The organism is Mannheimia sp. E30BD (assembly GCF_041807785.1).
In the GTDB taxonomy this organism is placed as follows: domain Bacteria; phylum Pseudomonadota; class Gammaproteobacteria; order Enterobacterales; family Pasteurellaceae; genus Mannheimia.
Window position 1 is genome coordinate 32712 of record NZ_JBGTYX010000014.1, and the last position, 17259, is coordinate 49970.

At 36.0% G+C, this 17259-nt stretch carries 16 protein-coding genes, 1 pseudogene and 1 riboswitch; of the genes and pseudogenes, 9 read left to right on the top strand and 8 right to left on the bottom strand.

Going from position 1 to position 17259, the window contains the following annotated elements; translation table 11 throughout:
• Positions 1 to 70 precede the first annotated feature (70 nt).
• Both tsaD and ACERCG_RS08575 read right to left on the bottom strand, forming a co-directional pair.
• Positions 71 to 1102 carry a tRNA (adenosine(37)-N6)-threonylcarbamoyltransferase complex transferase subunit TsaD gene (gene tsaD / locus ACERCG_RS08570; protein ID WP_373611637.1) on the bottom strand — a complete coding sequence of 344 codons (1032 nt, stop codon included), beginning with the start codon at positions 1100 to 1102 and terminating at the stop codon, positions 71 to 73.
• A 65-nt stretch (positions 1103 to 1167) separates the two neighbouring features.
• Positions 1168 to 1944 carry an outer membrane protein assembly factor BamD gene (locus ACERCG_RS08575; RefSeq protein WP_373611617.1) on the bottom strand — a complete coding sequence of 259 codons (777 nt, stop codon included), beginning with the start codon at positions 1942 to 1944 and terminating at the stop codon, positions 1168 to 1170.
• Positions 1945 to 2084: 140 nt separating this feature from the next.
• Here ACERCG_RS08575 and rluD point away from each other — a divergent pair, with 140 nt between their 5' ends.
• Positions 2085 to 3065: a 23S rRNA pseudouridine(1911/1915/1917) synthase RluD gene (rluD, locus tag ACERCG_RS08580; protein ID WP_373611618.1), complete on the top strand. Its 981-nt coding sequence runs from the start codon at positions 2085 to 2087 to the stop codon at positions 3063 to 3065.
• A gap of 79 nt (positions 3066 to 3144) precedes the next feature.
• Positions 3145 to 3267 carry an entericidin A/B family lipoprotein gene (locus ACERCG_RS08585; protein WP_159630616.1) on the top strand — a complete coding sequence of 41 codons (123 nt, stop codon included), beginning with the start codon at positions 3145 to 3147 and terminating at the stop codon, positions 3265 to 3267.
• A gap of 50 nt (positions 3268 to 3317) precedes the next feature.
• On the opposite strand, the gene ACERCG_RS08590 is transcribed toward ACERCG_RS08585, so the two are convergent.
• From ACERCG_RS08590 to ACERCG_RS08600, 3 genes are all read right to left on the bottom strand, one after another.
• Positions 3318 to 4025, bottom strand: coding sequence for a YwiC-like family protein (locus ACERCG_RS08590; protein WP_373611620.1), 708 nt, complete (start codon positions 4023 to 4025; stop codon positions 3318 to 3320).
• 66 nt (positions 4026 to 4091) lie between these two features.
• On the bottom strand, positions 4092 to 5066 hold the full coding sequence (gene pfkA, locus ACERCG_RS08595) for a 6-phosphofructokinase (RefSeq protein WP_373611621.1): 975 nt from the start codon (positions 5064 to 5066) through the stop codon (positions 4092 to 4094).
• Between the two features lie 106 nt (positions 5067 to 5172).
• Entirely contained in the window at positions 5173 to 6369 is a 1197-nt protein-coding gene (locus tag ACERCG_RS08600; RefSeq protein ID WP_373611622.1) for an aminotransferase class V-fold PLP-dependent enzyme, read from the bottom strand.
• Between the two features lie 837 nt (positions 6370 to 7206).
• Between ACERCG_RS08600 and ACERCG_RS08605 the strand changes: the two genes are divergently transcribed.
• The 7 genes from ACERCG_RS08605 (at position 7207) to ACERCG_RS08635 (ending at position 14720) form a co-directional block, all read left to right on the top strand.
• Positions 7207 to 7557: a hypothetical protein gene (locus ACERCG_RS08605; protein WP_021280430.1), complete on the top strand. Its 351-nt coding sequence runs from the start codon at positions 7207 to 7209 to the stop codon at positions 7555 to 7557.
• Between the two features lie 11 nt (positions 7558 to 7568).
• Positions 7569 to 8726 carry a cupin domain-containing protein gene (locus ACERCG_RS08610; protein ID WP_373611624.1) on the top strand — a complete coding sequence of 386 codons (1158 nt, stop codon included), beginning with the start codon at positions 7569 to 7571 and terminating at the stop codon, positions 8724 to 8726.
• A 1195-nt stretch (positions 8727 to 9921) separates the two neighbouring features.
• Positions 9922 to 10053 (top strand): hypothetical protein, encoded by a 132-nt coding sequence (locus tag ACERCG_RS08615; RefSeq protein ID WP_373611626.1) that lies wholly within the window; start codon positions 9922 to 9924, stop codon positions 10051 to 10053.
• Positions 10017 to 10259, top strand: coding sequence for a hypothetical protein (locus ACERCG_RS08620; protein WP_373611627.1), 243 nt, complete (start codon positions 10017 to 10019; stop codon positions 10257 to 10259). Before ACERCG_RS08615 ends, ACERCG_RS08620 begins: the two co-directional genes overlap by 37 nt.
• Positions 10260 to 10886: 627 nt before the next feature.
• Positions 10887 to 11219: a hypothetical protein gene (locus tag ACERCG_RS08625; RefSeq protein ID WP_373611628.1), complete on the top strand. Its 333-nt coding sequence runs from the start codon at positions 10887 to 10889 to the stop codon at positions 11217 to 11219.
• 160 nt (positions 11220 to 11379) lie between these two features.
• Positions 11380 to 12633, top strand: a complete 1254-nt coding sequence (locus ACERCG_RS08630; RefSeq protein WP_373611630.1) for an HlyD family secretion protein — start codon at positions 11380 to 11382, stop codon at positions 12631 to 12633.
• On the top strand, positions 12633 to 14720 hold the full coding sequence (locus ACERCG_RS08635; RefSeq protein ID WP_373611632.1) for a peptidase domain-containing ABC transporter: 2088 nt from the start codon (positions 12633 to 12635) through the stop codon (positions 14718 to 14720). Before ACERCG_RS08630 ends, ACERCG_RS08635 begins: the two co-directional genes overlap by 1 nt.
• A 1-nt stretch (position 14721) precedes the next feature.
• Here ACERCG_RS08635 and ACERCG_RS08640 read toward each other — a convergent pair whose 3' ends face one another.
• The 3 genes and pseudogenes from ACERCG_RS08640 to ACERCG_RS08650 form a co-directional block, all read right to left on the bottom strand.
• Entirely contained in the window at positions 14722 to 15390 is a 669-nt protein-coding gene (locus tag ACERCG_RS08640) for a thermonuclease family protein (RefSeq protein WP_373611633.1), read from the bottom strand.
• A gap of 43 nt (positions 15391 to 15433) precedes the next feature.
• Positions 15434 to 16801 (bottom strand): alanine/glycine:cation symporter family protein, encoded by a 1368-nt coding sequence (locus ACERCG_RS08645; protein WP_373611635.1) that lies wholly within the window; start codon positions 16799 to 16801, stop codon positions 15434 to 15436.
• A 136-nt stretch (positions 16802 to 16937) separates the two neighbouring features.
• Positions 16938 to 17031, bottom strand: a riboswitch (glycine riboswitch).
• A 125-nt stretch (positions 17032 to 17156) separates the two neighbouring features.
• Positions 17157 to 17259, bottom strand: a pseudogene (locus tag ACERCG_RS08650) (IS1595 family transposase); the annotation flags it as partial.

Consider the following 17259-nt stretch of genomic DNA (forward strand, 5'->3'; position numbering starts at 1 on the left):
TTTAAGCTATTAGTAGAAGTTAGCTTAATAGTTTTTGCAAAATTCTTAATAAATATAACCGCTTGTAGGGCTATTTTAATGGTGTCAATTCGGTCATCGGCCAGCGAGGTTTCACACTAATACTTAAATCAGATGATTCTCCGTTCTTTAAGCGTAAAAAGCCAGCATAGGCAATCATTGCGCCGTTGTCGGTACAAAATTGTGGGCGAGGGTAGAACACTTTGCCTTTTAATTTTTTCATCATTTCTGCTACATCGGCACGAAGTTGTTTATTCGCACTTACGCCACCTGCCATAATGAGACGGTTATAGCCTGTTTGTTCTAATGCTCGTTTGCATTTAATTAAGATAGTATCGACTACTGCTTGTTGGAATGCGTGAGCAATGTCGCAACGAGTTTGTTCGTCAATTTCCCCATTTTCATTAGCATTCGCTTTAATAGTGTTAGCAGCGAAAGTTTTTAAGCCTGAAAAGCTGAAATCTAAGCCTGGTCTATCTGTCATTGGTCGAGGAAATTTGAAGCGATTAGGTGTGCCAGATTCTGCCAGTTTTGACATCGCAACACCAGCAGGGTAGTCTAAACCAAGTAACTTACCTGTTTTATCAAAGGCTTCTCCTGCGGCATCATCGATTGATTCGCCTAATAGTTCGTATTGACCTACGCCATCAACTTTGACTAATTGAGTATGCCCGCCAGAAATCAGTAATGCAACAAATGGAAATTCAGGAGCGTTTTCTTCCAGCATTGGAGCGAGTAGATGACCTTCCATATGATGAACACCGAGAGCAGGTACATTCCACGCATAAGCTAAAGAGCGAGCAATGGTTGAACCGACTAATAATGCTCCAACTAAGCCCGGCCCTGAGGTATAAGCAATTCCATCAATGTCTGAAGGCTTTAAATTGGCTTCTTTTAAGGCTTCTTGGATTAGAGGTAGTGTTTTACGGATATGATCACGAGAGGCGAGCTCTGGTACAACGCCACCGTAATCAGCGTGCATATCAATTTGGCTGTAGAGTTGGTTTGCCACTAAGCCTTTTTCTTCATCATAAATGGCAACGCCAGTTTCATCGCAAGAGGTTTCAATGCCTAAAATTCGCATAATATCCTTAAATAAGTAAAAGCCAAAAGGGGCGAAATCGCCCCCCATTTTTCGTTTCTATGTGTTTAGAACTGCTCGCCGTATTTCGGTTTTGACGGGTTTGGTAAGGTTTTATTTTCGTATTCTTGAATTAAGGCATCTGTTTTTTGCTCGGCATCTTGAATACCCATTTGTTTATACGCTTCTTTTAAATATGGAAGAGCTGCTTTTGTTGCTTCAGTATTAGGGTAGAAACGTAACATTTCTTCAATACGGTTTACCACTGCAACATAAGCGTTACGATCATCATAGAATTTAACAATCGATAATTCGTGTTCTGCTAAGCGGTTGAATAAGTAATTCATCCAGTTTTGTGCATCTTGAGCATATTGGCTTTGTGGATAGTGCTGAACGATAGTTTGGAAGTTACCGTAAGCATTACGTACATTATCCACCGCACGAAAAGCACGATTTACGCCGAAGAAATCTTGAATAAAATTATCACCTAAGCGTGCGTTTGAAAGACCAGCAAGATAGAATACATAATCCATATTCGCAGCATTTGGGTAAGAACGAGCAAAACGTTCTGCGGCGTCTAATGCTTTATAATATTCACCAACTTTATATTGTGCATAAATTAAACTTAGTTGGGTTTGTTCACCTAAACCAGTATATTGCCCACCCTTAGTACCTACACCCTCTAAGTAACGAATAGCAGAGTTATAATCGCCGTCTTGTAAATAGGTTTGCCCTTTGCTATAAAGGTCTTGAGCGTTTGATTCTTCGATATCTTTATTAGAACTTGAACAACCTACAACAAGCCCTGCTAATACTAATGTGGCAAGAGTTTTAAATTTACGCATATGTTTTACCTATAAAAAGTGTCTGAGACCAAAAGTTAATGTACAATATCGTCAGACTAAGAATAACTTGTGAAGTTCATCGTGCTATTTTATATAACATCACGCAAGTAAGCAAATGACTAATTAGGATTTATATTTTAATGACTACTCAACAAAAAATTTTAACCGCAGAAATTACTGCTGATTTATTAGGGGCTCGCTTAGACCAAGCGCTCGCACAACTTTTCCCTGACTATTCACGTTCACGCATTAAAGTCTGGATTGAAAATGATTTAGTCAAAGTCAACGGTAATATTGTGAACAAAGCGAGAGAAAAAGTATTTGGCGGTGAAAGTGTTGAAATTACCGCTGAAATTGAGGAAGAAATTCGTTTTGAACCGCAAGATATTCCACTCAATATCGTGTATGAAGATGACGATATTATTGTTATCAACAAACCGAAAGATTTAGTGGTTCACCCAGGGGCTGGTAATCCAGATGGTACGATACTAAATGCTTTGTTACATTATTATCCACCGATTGCAGAAGTGCCAAGAGCCGGCATTGTGCATCGTTTAGATAAAGATACAACAGGTTTAATGGTGGTGGCGAAAAATATTCCAGCCCAAACGCATTTAGTAACAGCATTGCAAAAACGCCGTATTACACGTGAGTATGAGGCAGTAGCAAGTGGTATTATGACGCAAGGAGGTAAAGTAGATGAGCCAATGGCTCGCCACCCGACTAAGCGTACTGCAATGGCTGTTCACCCAATGGGAAAACCGGCAGTTACCCATTATCGTATTATGGAGCGTTTTCGTAACTACACACGTTTACGTTTGCGTTTAGAAACGGGACGAACCCACCAAATTCGTGTACATATGGCACATATTGCCCACCCATTATTAGGTGATCAACTTTATGGTGGTAGACCTCGCCCACCAAAAGGGGCAAGCGAGGAATTTTTAGCTGTATTGCGTGGTTTTCAACGCCAAGCATTACACGCCATTATGTTACGTTTAGAACACCCAATTACAGGCGAGTTGATGGAATGGCACGCCCCACTACCAGAGGATTTTGTAGAACTCATTCAAGCATTAAAAGAGGATTATGAACTTTATAAAGATGAATTAGATTATTAATTTAAGGTGTTGCATTTATAATTTAGAGTTGTTATATTGGGGTTGTTTTCATAACAAACAAAAAAATAAGGAGCGTTTTATGAAAAAATTAGTATTAGCAATTTTAGCAAGTGCAACTTTCTTAACAGCATGTAACACGGTTGATGGCGTAGGCAAGGACGTTGAGAAAGCTGGCGATAAAATCCAACAAGCAGCACAATAAGAATAATTAAAAACCTCTGATAACCTCAGAGGTTTTTTGTTATCAGAAATTTATAAGACTAATGCAATTAAAAAAATCAAAATAACAGGAAATTCTAGCATCCCAATCTGTTTTACGTTTAAGCCTAAACTTGGCACAATAATTGCACGACCAGCTGCAATTAAATAAGCAAAGAAGACCGCTTGCATTGAGCTTAGACTATAAGCGAAAGCCAATAATAAGTGTGTTGCAATGCTAAGTTCCATATAAACGGGGTTTTTACGCTCTCGCACCATACTTTTTACATAGAATGTAGTCGCAATAAAAAACAAGGTTGGGTGGAGTAAAATCTCCATATTATATTGTTTTGTAACAACATAATAAGCTGCCATTCCCATTACTCCAAAAGTTAAAATCCCTGCAATATCATTCCACAAATTTCGCTCATCTTTTTGCTTAGCAAAGAAAATTTGAATTAACCCAAGCGGTAGAATTATCACTAAAAATTGCAAAATAGCAGGCAGGCTATAAATAACAGGCAGAGCAAAGAGCAGGCTTAAAGCGAAGTAAATTTTTGCCCATTTTTTATTGCGTTCGGTTGGTTTTTTACTAAATAAAGAGAGAAAAGGATAAGAGAAAAAGTAGAGGAATAGCCAAGAAAGTCCAAAGAAAATATGTAAAGGCGTAAAGCCAGTTTTAATGACAGCATACAGAAAAGGCAGCATTGCCATTGCTAATGCACCGTGCTGGTTGGAAATAACAGGTTTTTCTTTGAACATTCGATTTCCTTATTAGGTGAAAATAAAAAGGCGACTATTTTAGTCGCCTTTAAATTTTAAGAAATCCTAGAATAATTTTCTAGAGGTCTCGTATAATTCTTCTTTAAACGGACGACGCATATTATTAATTGCATCAATAATATCGTGATGAACTAACTGCTCGTTTTGAATACCGACACAGTGTCCGCCAAAACCTTGTAATAATAATTCCACCGCGTAAACGCCCATACGAGAGGCTAAAATACGGTCGAAGGCACAAGGTGCACCACCACGTTGGGTGTGACCTAACACAGTTGCACGGGTTTCATTGCCGAAACGTGCTTCAATTTCTTTCGCTAATGCGTGAACATCGGTCATCAATTCGGTAATTGCAATAATCGAATGGCGTTTACCTTTATGGAAACCTTCTTCGATGCTTCGCATTAACGCTTCTTTATCTAAGCCTTTTTCCGGTACGATCACATATTCGCAGCCACCTGCAAGAGCAGCACTTAGGGTTAAATCACCGCAGTGGCGACCCATAATTTCCACAATTGAAATACGTTGGTGCGAACTTGAAGTATCACGCAGGCGGTCAATCGCATCTAATGCGGTTTCAAGTGCAGTTTGATAGCCGATGGTGTAGTCTGTTCCCACAATATCATTATCAATCGTACCTGGAATACCGATACAAGGGTAGCCAAATTCTTCGGTTAATAATTTTGCGCCCATATAAGAGCCGTCACCGCCAATTACCACTAACGCATCAATATCATATTTCTTCAAGGTTTCTACGCATTTTTTACGCACTTCCGGTCTTTTAAATTCAGGGAAACGGGCTGAGCCTAAGAATGTGCCACCACGGTTGATGGTTTCAGACACAGAACGGCGATCAAGCGGGATCACTTTATCGTGATAAAGTCCATAGTAACCGTCTTGAATACCACACACATCTAAGCCTTCATTTAATGCTGTACGCACCACACCACGGATTGCCGCGTTCATTCCTGGAGCATCGCCACCACTGGTTAATACCGCGATTTTTTTGATTTTTTTACTCATTTAAAAACACCTTGTTGATAAATTAAAGTTAAGATTGAAACTGGTGTAAAGATTACAATATTCAGCCTTTTCGTTCTACTAAAAAATGTGTATTTTTTGATTTAGTTTAGCTTTCGTACAAAATTTCAAGGGCAAAATCTAAGGCGTTGAAAAAATGCTCAACATCTTGTTGGGTATTGTAATGGGCAAGCGAAAGGCGAATTGTGCCAACTTCCTCCAGATAGCGTAAATAAGGCTTGGCACAATGCTCTCCTTGGCGGATCGCAATTTTACTTTGGGTTAAGAAAGCGGCAATATCGGCGGGGTGCTGATTTTTCACCACAAAACTAATAGTCGGTGTATTTTGTTGCCCGATAATTTGTAAATTTTGATAAGAATTTAACCGCTTGCGGGTGTATTCAGCCAAGTCATAAAGTTGACGATTAAGATCGACAAAATCCCATTTTTCGAGCCAAGCCAATACTTGCCCAAAGCCGATAATGCCGGCGATATTTGGCGTGCCGGCTTCCAAGCGGTAAGGTAACTCTGCCACAGTTAATTTACTTTCCGTAATGTTTTTCAGCATTTTGCCGCCAAATACAAGCGGTCGAATTTGCTCCAAACTTTGCAATTTGCCAGTCAGTACGCCCACACCGTTTGGACCATACATTTTATGGGCGGAAAAAGCGTAGAAATCTGCATCTAATTTCTGAACGTCCACTTGCTCTGAGCAAACTGCTTGAGCAATATCTAACACAATTTTAGCAGAGCAAGATTGGCGGATAAGCGGGATTATTTGTTCCGCTGGCTGGCGAACCCCTGTTACGTTAGAAACTAAATTAAATGCAACAATTTTTGTTTTTTCCGATAACGCATTTTTAAGGGATTCAAGCTCAATTTCATACTTATCATTAAGTGGCAACACCACGAGTTTTGCCCCTGTACGTTCTGCCAACTGCTGCCAAGGAATAAAATTAGCGTGATGTTCCGCCACTGAAATTACAATTTCATCGCCTGCTGCAATTTGATGCTCCAAGCCATAAGCTACAGTATTAATACTTTGGGTTGTGCCGCTCGTCCAAATTACCGCGTCACGGGCTTCCACCTTAAAGCGTTTAGCAACTAAATCACGAGCTAATTCATATTGCTCGGTTTGTGGTAAATCATACTGACTACGATGCACCGAACCGGCAGAGGCGTAAAAATCACTTGTTGTTTGAATCAGCACATTAGGTTTCAGCGTGGTGGCAGCAGAATCTAAATAGGTCCAGCCGTCAGCTTGGGTAAAAAAGGGAAAATGGGAGCGAAATTGGGCGTTGAGCATTAAATTTTCCTTATAAGCAATGGTGTAATAGGTGGATTTATTATAAAAGAAATATTTGAGATAGTGAGATAAGTGCAAATATTAAGTTTCCTGATAGAGATTTTACTTCTTAAAAATGTGATGTGGTTCACAATTTTAACAAAATTATCACAAATATTGTTGATAATTATTTGTATTTTTATTATCGTTATCATGTATGGAATATATTGGTTTTAGGAAAAATATAATGAAAGGTGCTATAGATCAGCAAGATTTACTTTCTGAAGATGCAATTAAAGTAATGTATAAAGTAGGTTGAAATACTTTAATGGAGAGAGTATGGTGGATTTTTCTATTTTGATATTAGTTATAGTATTGCCTGTTATTTTTGTGAAAGTTGTAGATGTACTGTTGCTTAGTAAGTTAGATATGAGTAAGGAAAAAAATGACAAATGCCAAATAATAATATATTTATTTATAATAATTTTACTTGGGACATATAAGAGCTATTTTATTTAAAAATAAATAAGAGGAGAGAAAATGAAAGATCTTAGTATTAAGGATTGTGAAATAATATATGGAGGCATAGCCCCTTTGTGGTGGGATGGTACAGGCATTACATCATACTGGGAACTAAATTATACCACCCTACCACTAGTATTTTAGTTTATACGGCTAGATAAATATGATTTTTGAAAAAATATTACTTATATTGATTATCCCATTCATATTATCAAGAATTGTGTCTATTCTTCTTGTAAAGAAGATTGTAAAAAATAAAAATGTACAAGATGTTATTGAGGCTATAGTTCTAATAGTATTTGTTGTAATTATAAACATTATAGAGGAATATCTCTTATGAAAGAGTTAAAAATTGAGGATTGCCAATTTGTTTCGGCAGGCTTTGCACCTGTTATTGTAGGAGCTGTTGCTGGAGCTGCATATTATGTTGGGAATAGTATGATTTCTGGGGAAAAAATGACTTGGGAGAGTTTGGGAGCATCAGCTATAGGTGGGGCTATTGGTGGCGGTATTGGAGCAACAATGAAAGCTGGTGCGGTGACAGTGTCAACCTTATCTGCTTTAGGTGGTGGTATGGGGGAGGGCTTGTATAAAAGTACTTCTCAAGGTATCAAAAATAGTATTGGTATAAAGGCGAGTTGCAATCAATCAGGTTCGGATTATGGTGATGGATGTGATTATCAATAAGAGAGTATATTATGAAAATTCAATTTCCAATTTCTTATCAAGAATTTCGTGAAAATTATTTTGAGAAAAAACCACTTTTAATGAAAGGAGCAATATCTCAGAAAGATTTACTTTCTTGGAAAGCGATAAATGAAGTATTACCTCGTTGTAATTTACTTTCTGAAGATGCAATTAAAGTAATGTATAAAGGCAAAAGAGTACCTAAGAAAGATTATTTAGAAGAATATAATGATCTAGGTACTATTCGTTATAAATTTCAAGAGGAAAATTTATATAGTTTTTTAAGAGATGGAGCAACATTAGTCGCAAATGGTATTGTAAATGAACCAAGTGTTGATTGCTTCTCTCAAGAGATAGCTCAATTTACAGGCTGTCATATTTTTTCAAGTTTATATATTGCGTTTAATACTCAAAGATCTTTTAAAAGCCATTGGGATAGTCGTGATATTTTTGCAGTTCAAATGCAGGGTAAAAAGCGTTGGATTATTCACACTCCAACATTTAAAAAACCATTGTTTATGCATCGTAGTAAAGATATGCCTGAATATGCTCCTAATCTTGATGATGTATATATGGATATTGTATTAGAAGCTGGAGATGTTCTTTATTTACCTCGTGGCTGGTGGCACGATCCTATTCCTGTTGGGGAAGAAACTGTGCATTTAGCTGTAGGAATTTTTCCTGCTTATACTCATAACTATCTGACTTGGGTATCTCAAAATATGGTTGAGAAAGAAATTGCCCGAGCTTCTTTATCGCATTATGAGTCAGATAAAGAGTTGATAGCACAGTTGGCAGAACAAACAGCAGAATATATTAAAGATAAAGAGAATTATCGCAAATTTATAGAGAATTTTTATGATCAGAAGCGGATTGAAAAGCCACTTAATTTGGAAACTTTAGGAAATTATCAATATAATTCTATTTCGGAAAATCAAAAAATTTCATTTAAAACCAAAAATCACTACTTTGGTTATGAAAATAAGATAATTTCAAATGGATATAGTATTTCTCTTGACGAAGAGTTTGGAGATGTTATTAAATCTCTTAAACAGGGTTCGGAAGTTTCATTAAATGATATTTTAGAAAAAGTATCAGAAGATAAAAGAGAGAAGATTTCCCAGCTTATTTGGCAGTTATCTTATATTGGTGTGCTAAGATTAAGTTAAATGTGTGGGAATTTACATATATGGTTATTTTGTTAGCCTCTAATAGAGGCTAATATTAAAATAATTTATTAGGTTAAGCTATTTGTTCTCTATTTTTAATTATAAATATAGGTTATAAGTGAATGGGATGTTATTATTGATTCTTAGGGCGTTATTACCTTTAATAATGTTATCTGCTTGTGTTAACTATCAAGAATATGAGAAAAAGGATGGTGAATGTTATTATTTTTCCTATGGAAGTGGAAAGGCAAAAGATTCTGTTAGGAAAAGAATAGAGTATAATAGATGTTTAAGAGAGAATAAGCCTTATTTCATAAGTGGCAATCATTGAATAATATATCTTGTCTGCATGGATGTAAGATTCATTAATTTATGTAACTAAATTTTATTGCGGGTGTTTTATGAGATTTGTTACTGTGATTTATATTGCGTTTATTTATTTTATGATTAAACGATTTGTTTATCCATTGTTACCATTCGAGTGTGGTGTGGCTATTTATGATATTGTGTTTTTTTTCTTTCTGATTGTCTATTATTTTCTTGAAAAACGATTGTGATATATTTTTTAGACTGGTAGTGTTTGACTTTTTAATATGATTATTTTATTAACTTTATATTTTTATAAAATTATATCTTTATGTATATAGAAATAAGAGTGCTAATGTAGTTGTATAAATTGGTATTATATGTTCAGAAAAGAAGCTATTGCATATCAGTCAAAAAAATGGAAAAGCACTGCGGTACTATTTAGCAGAATTCCTGCTTGGTCTGTCTTTTCCATTTCTTTATTGTTGCTGCATTTATTTTATTTATTGTTTTTGGCAGTTATACCCTCCGTGAAGTGGTTATGGGTGAGTTGGTAATGCAATCTCATCCTATTTTGCTCTCTGCTCCTAAATCGGGCTATATTTCAACTTATTAGGTTACTCTTTGCTAGCCAAACTACTGTATAACATAAGTGACAAACTGGTTAATTATGATGAGTCTTTTGTAAATTTTAGTACTAAATTAACCGCTTATTTGAACAAGGTTATCAGCATATTGGGGCTATTTTATTCCATCAAAAATGTGAACAAGATCACAAATTTAGAAAAATATTCAAATTATATTGATAATTATTTTTATTTGGTTTATTTTTGTGGTGTATTTATTGTATCCATAAATACATACTATCAACCTTTTTAGGAGAAAAGTTATGAGAGAGATTACAAATACTTGCTGTTTACATCACGTTTCTGGTGGTTATTCTGGGTATGATTATGATCCTAACTGCCCAGGTTGTAATGGACAATGGGAGGAGAAGATCGAATTTCAAGAGAAACAGTAGTTAGAATAGGATCTTGGATAGGCGGAGCTGCAGGAACTGCGGTTAGTGCTGCAACAGGTGCAGGATTAGGAGTATCAATTCTTGCTGGCAATGGAGGGGCTGATTTTGGTGGATTTATTGCTGGAACAATATATGATAATCCAGAGAGTGCAAGGCATCCAGATTATGATGTTCCGTCAAGTAATCTAATCAATCCGTATAAGTAGCATATACTATGAATATAAGAAATCTCATTAATATATTGATTTTGGCTATTTGGATAATCCTAATTCCAACTATATCTGTTTTGTTAGATATATATTTCAATATAAATGGAATAGAGAAATGGCTTATTGTTTCCATAATAGCATTCCTTTATGTACTAGTTTTTAGAAAAAGACTCAACATAAAGATTTTTTAATATGTTCCGACAAGAAGCCTTAGATTATAAGAAATGGAAAAGTACAGCAGTGCTTTTTAGCAGAATTCCTGCTTGGTTAGTTTTCTCCATTTCTTTCTTTATTTTTACTGTATTTATTATTGTATTAGTTAGCTATACTCGATATGCAACTGTCGTGGATTAATTAGGTGATCTATGTTTAGCTAATTATCCTTTTTGCACCAAAATCCAGCTATATTTTCTTATTCCATATATTTTTATCTCATATCTTTCTTCAAAGCCTTCTTGATTCATATTACTATTTTTCAATTCTAGCCACTTATTTTGTGAAATATATCACATTTTTACAATAAATTAATAACTTGTAATTGACAATGATGATCATTTAAATAAGATTATCTGTGTGCCTATATACTAGGTACATATCAATCACTATTTTTATAGGAGAAAAGTTATGAAAGAACTTACAAATAGCTGCTGTTTACAGCATGTTTCTGGTGGTAGTGGATGGATAGGAGCTAATGATTGCCCTATTTGTAATGAGGAATTGAGTAATGAGAAATCAGATACTGCTCAAGTTATCGGCAATGCTGCTGGAACTTTAATTGGACAGCGTATTGGTACAGCCATAGGAGGAATGGCAAGTCCAATAGGTGCTGTTGCAGGTGCTTATATTGGAAATGAGATAGGAAAGTTTATAGATACTGCAATAGCTACTAACTATCTTCCTCCACTCGGAGATGATAGTATTTTGTTAGACTACATTAAGAATGAACAACCATGGTAGGTCAAATGAAATTCAATCTAGTACTTTTCTGTGCTTTATTACTTGCTAGTTACATAGTTTCTAAATTATTTCCTGATGAGGGTTTGAAAACAACTATGCTTATTGCTTCTAACTTAATTGTTTATCTACTCATAAGAAAATTTGTGAAGTAATTTATTTTATGTTTAGACAAGAAGCCTTAAATTATCAGAAATGGAAAAGCACTGCGGTACTATTTAGCAGAATTCCTGCTTGGTTTGTCTTTTTCATTTCTTTCTTTATTTTTGCTGCATTTATTTTATTTATTGTTTTTGGCAGTTATACCCGCCGTGAAACTGTTGTTGGTGAGTTAGTAATGCAAGCTCATCCAATTATCCTTTCTGCTCCTAAATCCGGCTATATATCCGAAAATTATATTCAGCCTCATCAACAGGTGAAAAAGGGCGATCCGCTATTTAAAATTACGTTAGATAGAATTACGCATAGTGGAAATATTAATGTCAATTCTATTCTTTCCCTGAAGTCACAAATTCAAGCGACAGAACAAGCGATCTCTGCTTTACATAAGAATAAGTTAGAGACTATCAATAGCCTTGAAAAGCAGATTAAAAATAATCAGAAAATTTATCAAGATAAGCAGGCTTATTTAGTTGAAGTTGAAAAAACGATGAATGACTATGCGGATTTAGTAAAGCGTTATGAGAAATTATTAAAAGTAGGGCATTCTAGCTATGATGAAGTGAATATTCAGAAAAGCCGATATTTCCAACAAAAATCACTGTTTAATGAGCTAAAGCAAGAATTAATTCAATTAAAATCCACTCAACTTAGCTTGGAAAATGAAATTGAAACCCGTAAAACCGAATTTAATAATCAGATTATTCGCTATGAAATGCAAAAAAGCGATTTAAACATTCGTTTAATGGAATTTGAATCTGTTTCAGATATTATTGTTAATGCCTCTTTAGACGGAAAAATTGAAAGCATTAGCGTTACCGTTGGGCAAATTATTAAAGAGAATGACCCGCTTGCACAAATTCTGCCACAGAATAAAGGAAATTATCAGCTAGTGATGTGGGTACCGAATAGTGCCATTTCATTTATTAAACAAGGTGATGAGGTGAATATTCGCTATGAGGCTTTTCCGTTTGAAAAATTCGGGCAGTTTAAGGGCAAGATTACGTCAATTTCAACCTTACCAGCTTCTTTGCAAGAACTTAGTTTTTATAAAAATCTACCAGCAAATTTAGAGCAAGGCATTCCGCTTTATAAAATTCTGATTGAGCTTGCCGATCAAAACGTAAAATATAATGATACCTCCCTTTATTTTATGAGTGGAATGAAAGCCGAAGCCACGTTATTTTTAGAAAAACGTAAACTATATGAGTGGATATTTTTCCCTATGTATCAATTACGCAAAAATATGGAGCAATAATGACAGGAATTGAGCAGTTAAAATTTGATTTTCGGAGAAGAATACCTGTTATTTTGCAGACTGAAACAGCTGAATGTGGCTTAGCCTGTTTAGCGATGATGTTGGGCTATTACGATAAAGACACCAATTTATTTGAATTACGAAGTCAATATGGCACTTCCTCTCGTGGAGTAACGCTACATACTTTAATTTCTATTGCAAATGACAGTGGTTTAATAACTCGCCCTCTTTCTCTAGAGTTAGATGAAGTACCACAACTTCGTCTGCCTTGTATTCTTCATTGGGATTTTAATCATTTTGTGGTATTAACTCACGCAAGTGAAAAACAGTTTATTATCCACGATCCTGCTTTCGGTAAACGTAAATTATCCCGTGCGGAATTTTCCAACCATTTTACCGGAGTCGCTTTAGAAGCTTGGTCTGAAGTTAAATTTGAGAAAAGCAACAATGAAAATACCATTAGTTTGTATGAAACCTTAAAGCATATTTCTGGCATAAAAGGTGCATTAGTGAAAATTTTTGCCCTTTCAATGCTCATTGAACTCATTGCCTTATTGATGCCAATTGGAACACAGTTAGTGATGGATCACGTTATGCAAGCGAAAGATCAATCATTACTTTTAATTATCTGTATTGGGCTATTTTTATTTACCCTTTTCCGTACAACGGTTGGTATGTTTAGGGCTTGGGTTTCCTTGAAAATGAATTATTTAATTGATTTTCAATGGACAGCCAGTTTCTTTTCTCATCTCTTAAAATTACCGCTTGATTTCTTTGAAAAACGTCAAGTAGGGGATATTCATTCCCGATTTAGTTCATTAAAAACCATTCAGAAAACTTTAACTTCAAGCATTATTACCACGATTATTGATACGATTATGATCATCAGTTTAATTATTATGATAGTGTTATATGGCGGTTGGCTCTTTTGGATAGTATTAGCTTTTTCCTTTATCTATTTTATTCTTCGAATGGTTACTTATTTAGTTTATCGTCAACTGAATGAAGAGCAGATTATTAAAGGAGCAAAAGCCCATTCGCATTTTATGGAAACTTTATATGGTATTACAACGTTAAAATCATTAGGATTGGAAAATAAACGACAAGAACAGTGGATGTCGCTCAATGCGGATGCTTTTAACACATCAATTAAGGTAACTAAATTTGATATGCTGTTTTCCGGTATCCATACCTTTATTTCTACCATCGAACAGATTTTAATTCTTTGGATTGGGGCGACAATGGTGATTGAAAATGTGATGACATTAGGAATGTTTGTCGCTTTTAATGCCTATCGAGGCTTTTTCTCTTCACGAATGGGGAATTTAATTGATATTATTTTTAGCCTAAAAATTCTTTCATTACATAGAGAGCGGATTGCAGACATTGCTTTAAATGAAGTTGAAGATGAAAGTAAATATCAAGAACTCAGATTTGAACATAGCCAAACAGATATAGAAGTTAAAAACCTTTGTTTCAAATACGATCCTTTTTCTAAAAATGTGCTTGAAAATGTCAATTTAGTGATCAGAAGTGGGGAAAGTGTTGCTATTACCGCACCATCAGGTTATGGCAAAACAACGTTATTAAAATTAATTGCAGGTTTATTAAAACCAACCTCAGGTTCTGTGTATTTTAACGGCATTGATATTTATCAATTAGGGTTAAGTCAATATCGAGCCCAGATTGCTTGTGTATTACAGGAAGATAAATTCTTTTCCGGTTCCATTTTAGAGAATATTGTTAGTTTTGAAAGTAATTATGATCGAGAATGGGCTATCGAATGTAGCAAACTTGCGAATATTCACAATGACATTATGGCAATGCCGATGAATTATGAAACCTTATTAGGCGAATTAGGAAATAATTTGTCTGGTGGACAAAGACAACGATTATTTATTGCTAGAGCTTTATATAAAAAGCCTAAAATTCTCTTGATGGACGAGGCAACCAGCCATTTAGATGAAGAAAATGAGAAGTTTGTTAATCAAGCGATTTCACAAATGAATATAACAAGAATTATTATTGCTCATAGACAATCTACAATTCAATCAGCAGATAGAATTATTTCTTTGAATGAATGTTAAATTAATATCTATTTTGCTGAGCTTTCCGATACAGTTTATTACACGGAATGCCGTCATTATTACCATCTAACGCTTTCCAACCGCATTGTTGAAAGTAGTGTTTTGCTTGTTCGTAATTGCCGATTTGGCTGCAGCTTAATTTAATTTTGCAGTTAATTGCTTGTGGTGGATTTGCAATATTTTCCGGTTTTTTGACCGCTTGTGGTAAGGTTGAGGCGCGTGTTTTTCGCCATTGGCTCGGGTTAATCGGGAATTTGTCCTGCCATAAGCCGATTTTAGCTCGCTGTGCTTGATTTTGTGCCTCAATGTACTCTCGCTTTGTGGTATAAGCCCACGCCATACCGTTTTCTACTAAGGCTAAGTTGATGTTTTTACCGTTTAAATAGAGGGTAGCAAGTAAGCGTTGATAGCGATCGTATCCTGAAATCACGGCAGTAACGTTTTGTTTAAACACTAACTGAGCCAGAGCTTGTTTAGCTCTATTTCCATAAGGCTGGAATTGTTCAGGTGCATCAATATGTATCAATCTCACTTTGAGCGGTGCTTTGTTTACTAAGCAACTTAAGGTATCGCCATCGCTAATTCCCACCACTTTGCAATTGATTTGTCGCTCATTTGCATAACTAATTGAAAACAATAGGCAAAAAATAAAGGTGTATAAAAATTTCATAAATAAAAATATAGGGCTAAATTGCCCTATATTCTATCAGTTTTTATTCTGTTTCGCCTTTTTTAAGGCGAGCAAAGAAATCTTTGGTTTCGCTAATAATTACTTTGCGTAGAGCAATAATTGCAATGAGATTTGGAAATGCCATTAAACCGTTTACAATATCGGCAATTGTCCAGATGGTGTCGAGTTGTAAAAATGGGGCAGCGGTAATTAACGCAATAAATAAAATGCGATAGAGCTTGATATATTGGGTTCGTCCACGTGTTAAATAGACAAAACAGCGTTCTCCATAGTAGCACCAGCCTAAAATAGTAGTGAATGCGAAGAAAACTAAGCCAACTGTTACAATAATTGCACCAAATGAGCTGTCTAAGCCTTGAGTAAAGGCAGTTGTAGTGAGAGCTGCACCTTTAATATCACCTGTCCAAGCACCTGAAATAATAATAACCAAGCCTGTCATTGTACAAACAATGATAGTATCTAAAAATGTGCCTGTCATTGAAATTAAGCCCTGTCTCACAGGTTCTTTGATTTGAGCAGCGGCGGCGGCAATCGGGGCTGAGCCTAAGCCTGATTCATTCGAGAAAATACCGCGTGCTACACCCAGCTGAATGGCTTGCATTACCGTAAAACCAAATGCACCACCTAATGCAGCTTGCGGATTAAAGGCTGCGTGAACAATAGTAACGATAGCTTGTGGTACTTTTTCGGCGTTGAGAATAATCACACACAGCGAGGCAACAACATAAGCGATAGCCATAAACGGCACAACAATGGTTGCAATTTTAGAAATACGTTTTACACCGCCAAGAATAATTGCAGTTACAATTAGCGTTAAAATAATAGCACTAAGGAGAATTGGCACATCGAAGGTACTTTCTAAGGCGTGCGTAATGCCATTTACTTGTGGGAAAGTGCCAATACCGAGTAACGCCACTAATACCCCGAAAAAAGCAAAGGCTTTAGCGAGCCAACGCCATTTTTTACCCATACCTAATTCGATATAGTACATTGGTCCGCCGGCAACAAAGCCTGCTTTATCTTTAGTACGATATTTAATTGCAAGCAAGCCTTCGGCATATTTAGTTGCCATACCGAATAGGGCGATGAGCCACATCCAGAACAATGCACCCGGGCCACCGGCTTGAATAGCGGTGGCGACACCCACGATATTCCCAGTGCCGATAGTCGCCGCCAGTGCAGTAGCTAATGCTCCAAAAGCGGAAATATCCCCACTTTGGTTTTCGCCTTTCTCTTTTTTAAAGATATAGCTAAATGCTCTTGGTAGGTGAACAAATTGCAGTAATTTGAGGCGTAAGGTGAAATAGATACCGACACCGGAGATTAAAATCAGTAACGGTGGACCCCAAACGAAATTATTGATAGAGTTTAAAAGTTGGTCGATTGACATAGTGTGTTCCTCGTAAAAACTACTTACAAGGAAAGAAAAGAAATGATGGAATGACCGAAACAAACGGTCAAAAAACGGTGATATTTTGCAAAGGCAAAAATCACAGCGTGGTTTGATTTTATTACATTACATCTTGCTTTTCTCCCCTGTCCTTTTGCCTGAGCGTTTCACGCATTGTTGCATTTTCGCCTTCGGCGGCTGATATTTCAGCTCTCTCCAAGGGTTCGTCCAGTAACAGTCCTCGCAACTTAGTTGCACCTGAAAGAGTTTACCTCGTCGGTGGAATGTTAATTCATTTCTCTCCAGCTACCTTCATCCGAACAATCTGATTTATTTTAGGGGCTGTCCTAGATAACTAATCTAAACCCCCTTTAACCAATTGTTTTAAAAGGAATATTTGAGATTTTAAGTCACTGTGATTAAAACGCCATTCGCATTCTTTCAAATATAGCTCAAAA

Coding starts and splice junctions, on each gene's coding strand:
- tsaD (WP_373611637.1), bottom strand. CDS start 1,102: ATGCGAATTTTAGGCATTGAAACCTCTTGCGATGAAACTGGCGTTGCC.
- ACERCG_RS08575 (WP_373611617.1), bottom strand. CDS start 1,944: ATGCGTAAATTTAAAACTCTTGCCACATTAGTATTAGCAGGGCTTGTT.
- rluD (WP_373611618.1), top strand. CDS start 2,085: ATGACTACTCAACAAAAAATTTTAACCGCAGAAATTACTGCTGATTTA.
- ACERCG_RS08585 (WP_159630616.1), top strand. CDS start 3,145: ATGAAAAAATTAGTATTAGCAATTTTAGCAAGTGCAACTTTCTTAACA.
- ACERCG_RS08590 (WP_373611620.1), bottom strand. CDS start 4,025: ATGTTCAAAGAAAAACCTGTTATTTCCAACCAGCACGGTGCATTAGCA.
- pfkA (WP_373611621.1), bottom strand. CDS start 5,066: ATGAGTAAAAAAATCAAAAAAATCGCGGTATTAACCAGTGGTGGCGAT.
- ACERCG_RS08600 (WP_373611622.1), bottom strand. CDS start 6,369: ATGCTCAACGCCCAATTTCGCTCCCATTTTCCCTTTTTTACCCAAGCT.
- ACERCG_RS08605 (WP_021280430.1), top strand. CDS start 7,207: ATGAAAGAGTTAAAAATTGAGGATTGCCAATTTGTTTCGGCAGGCTTT.
- ACERCG_RS08610 (WP_373611624.1), top strand. CDS start 7,569: ATGAAAATTCAATTTCCAATTTCTTATCAAGAATTTCGTGAAAATTAT.
- ACERCG_RS08615 (WP_373611626.1), top strand. CDS start 9,922: ATGAGAGAGATTACAAATACTTGCTGTTTACATCACGTTTCTGGTGGT.
- ACERCG_RS08620 (WP_373611627.1), top strand. CDS start 10,017: ATGGGAGGAGAAGATCGAATTTCAAGAGAAACAGTAGTTAGAATAGGA.
- ACERCG_RS08625 (WP_373611628.1), top strand. CDS start 10,887: ATGAAAGAACTTACAAATAGCTGCTGTTTACAGCATGTTTCTGGTGGT.
- ACERCG_RS08630 (WP_373611630.1), top strand. CDS start 11,380: ATGTTTAGACAAGAAGCCTTAAATTATCAGAAATGGAAAAGCACTGCG.
- ACERCG_RS08635 (WP_373611632.1), top strand. CDS start 12,633: ATGACAGGAATTGAGCAGTTAAAATTTGATTTTCGGAGAAGAATACCT.
- ACERCG_RS08640 (WP_373611633.1), bottom strand. CDS start 15,390: ATGAAATTTTTATACACCTTTATTTTTTGCCTATTGTTTTCAATTAGT.
- ACERCG_RS08645 (WP_373611635.1), bottom strand. CDS start 16,801: ATGTCAATCGACCAACTTTTAAACTCTATCAATAATTTCGTTTGGGGT.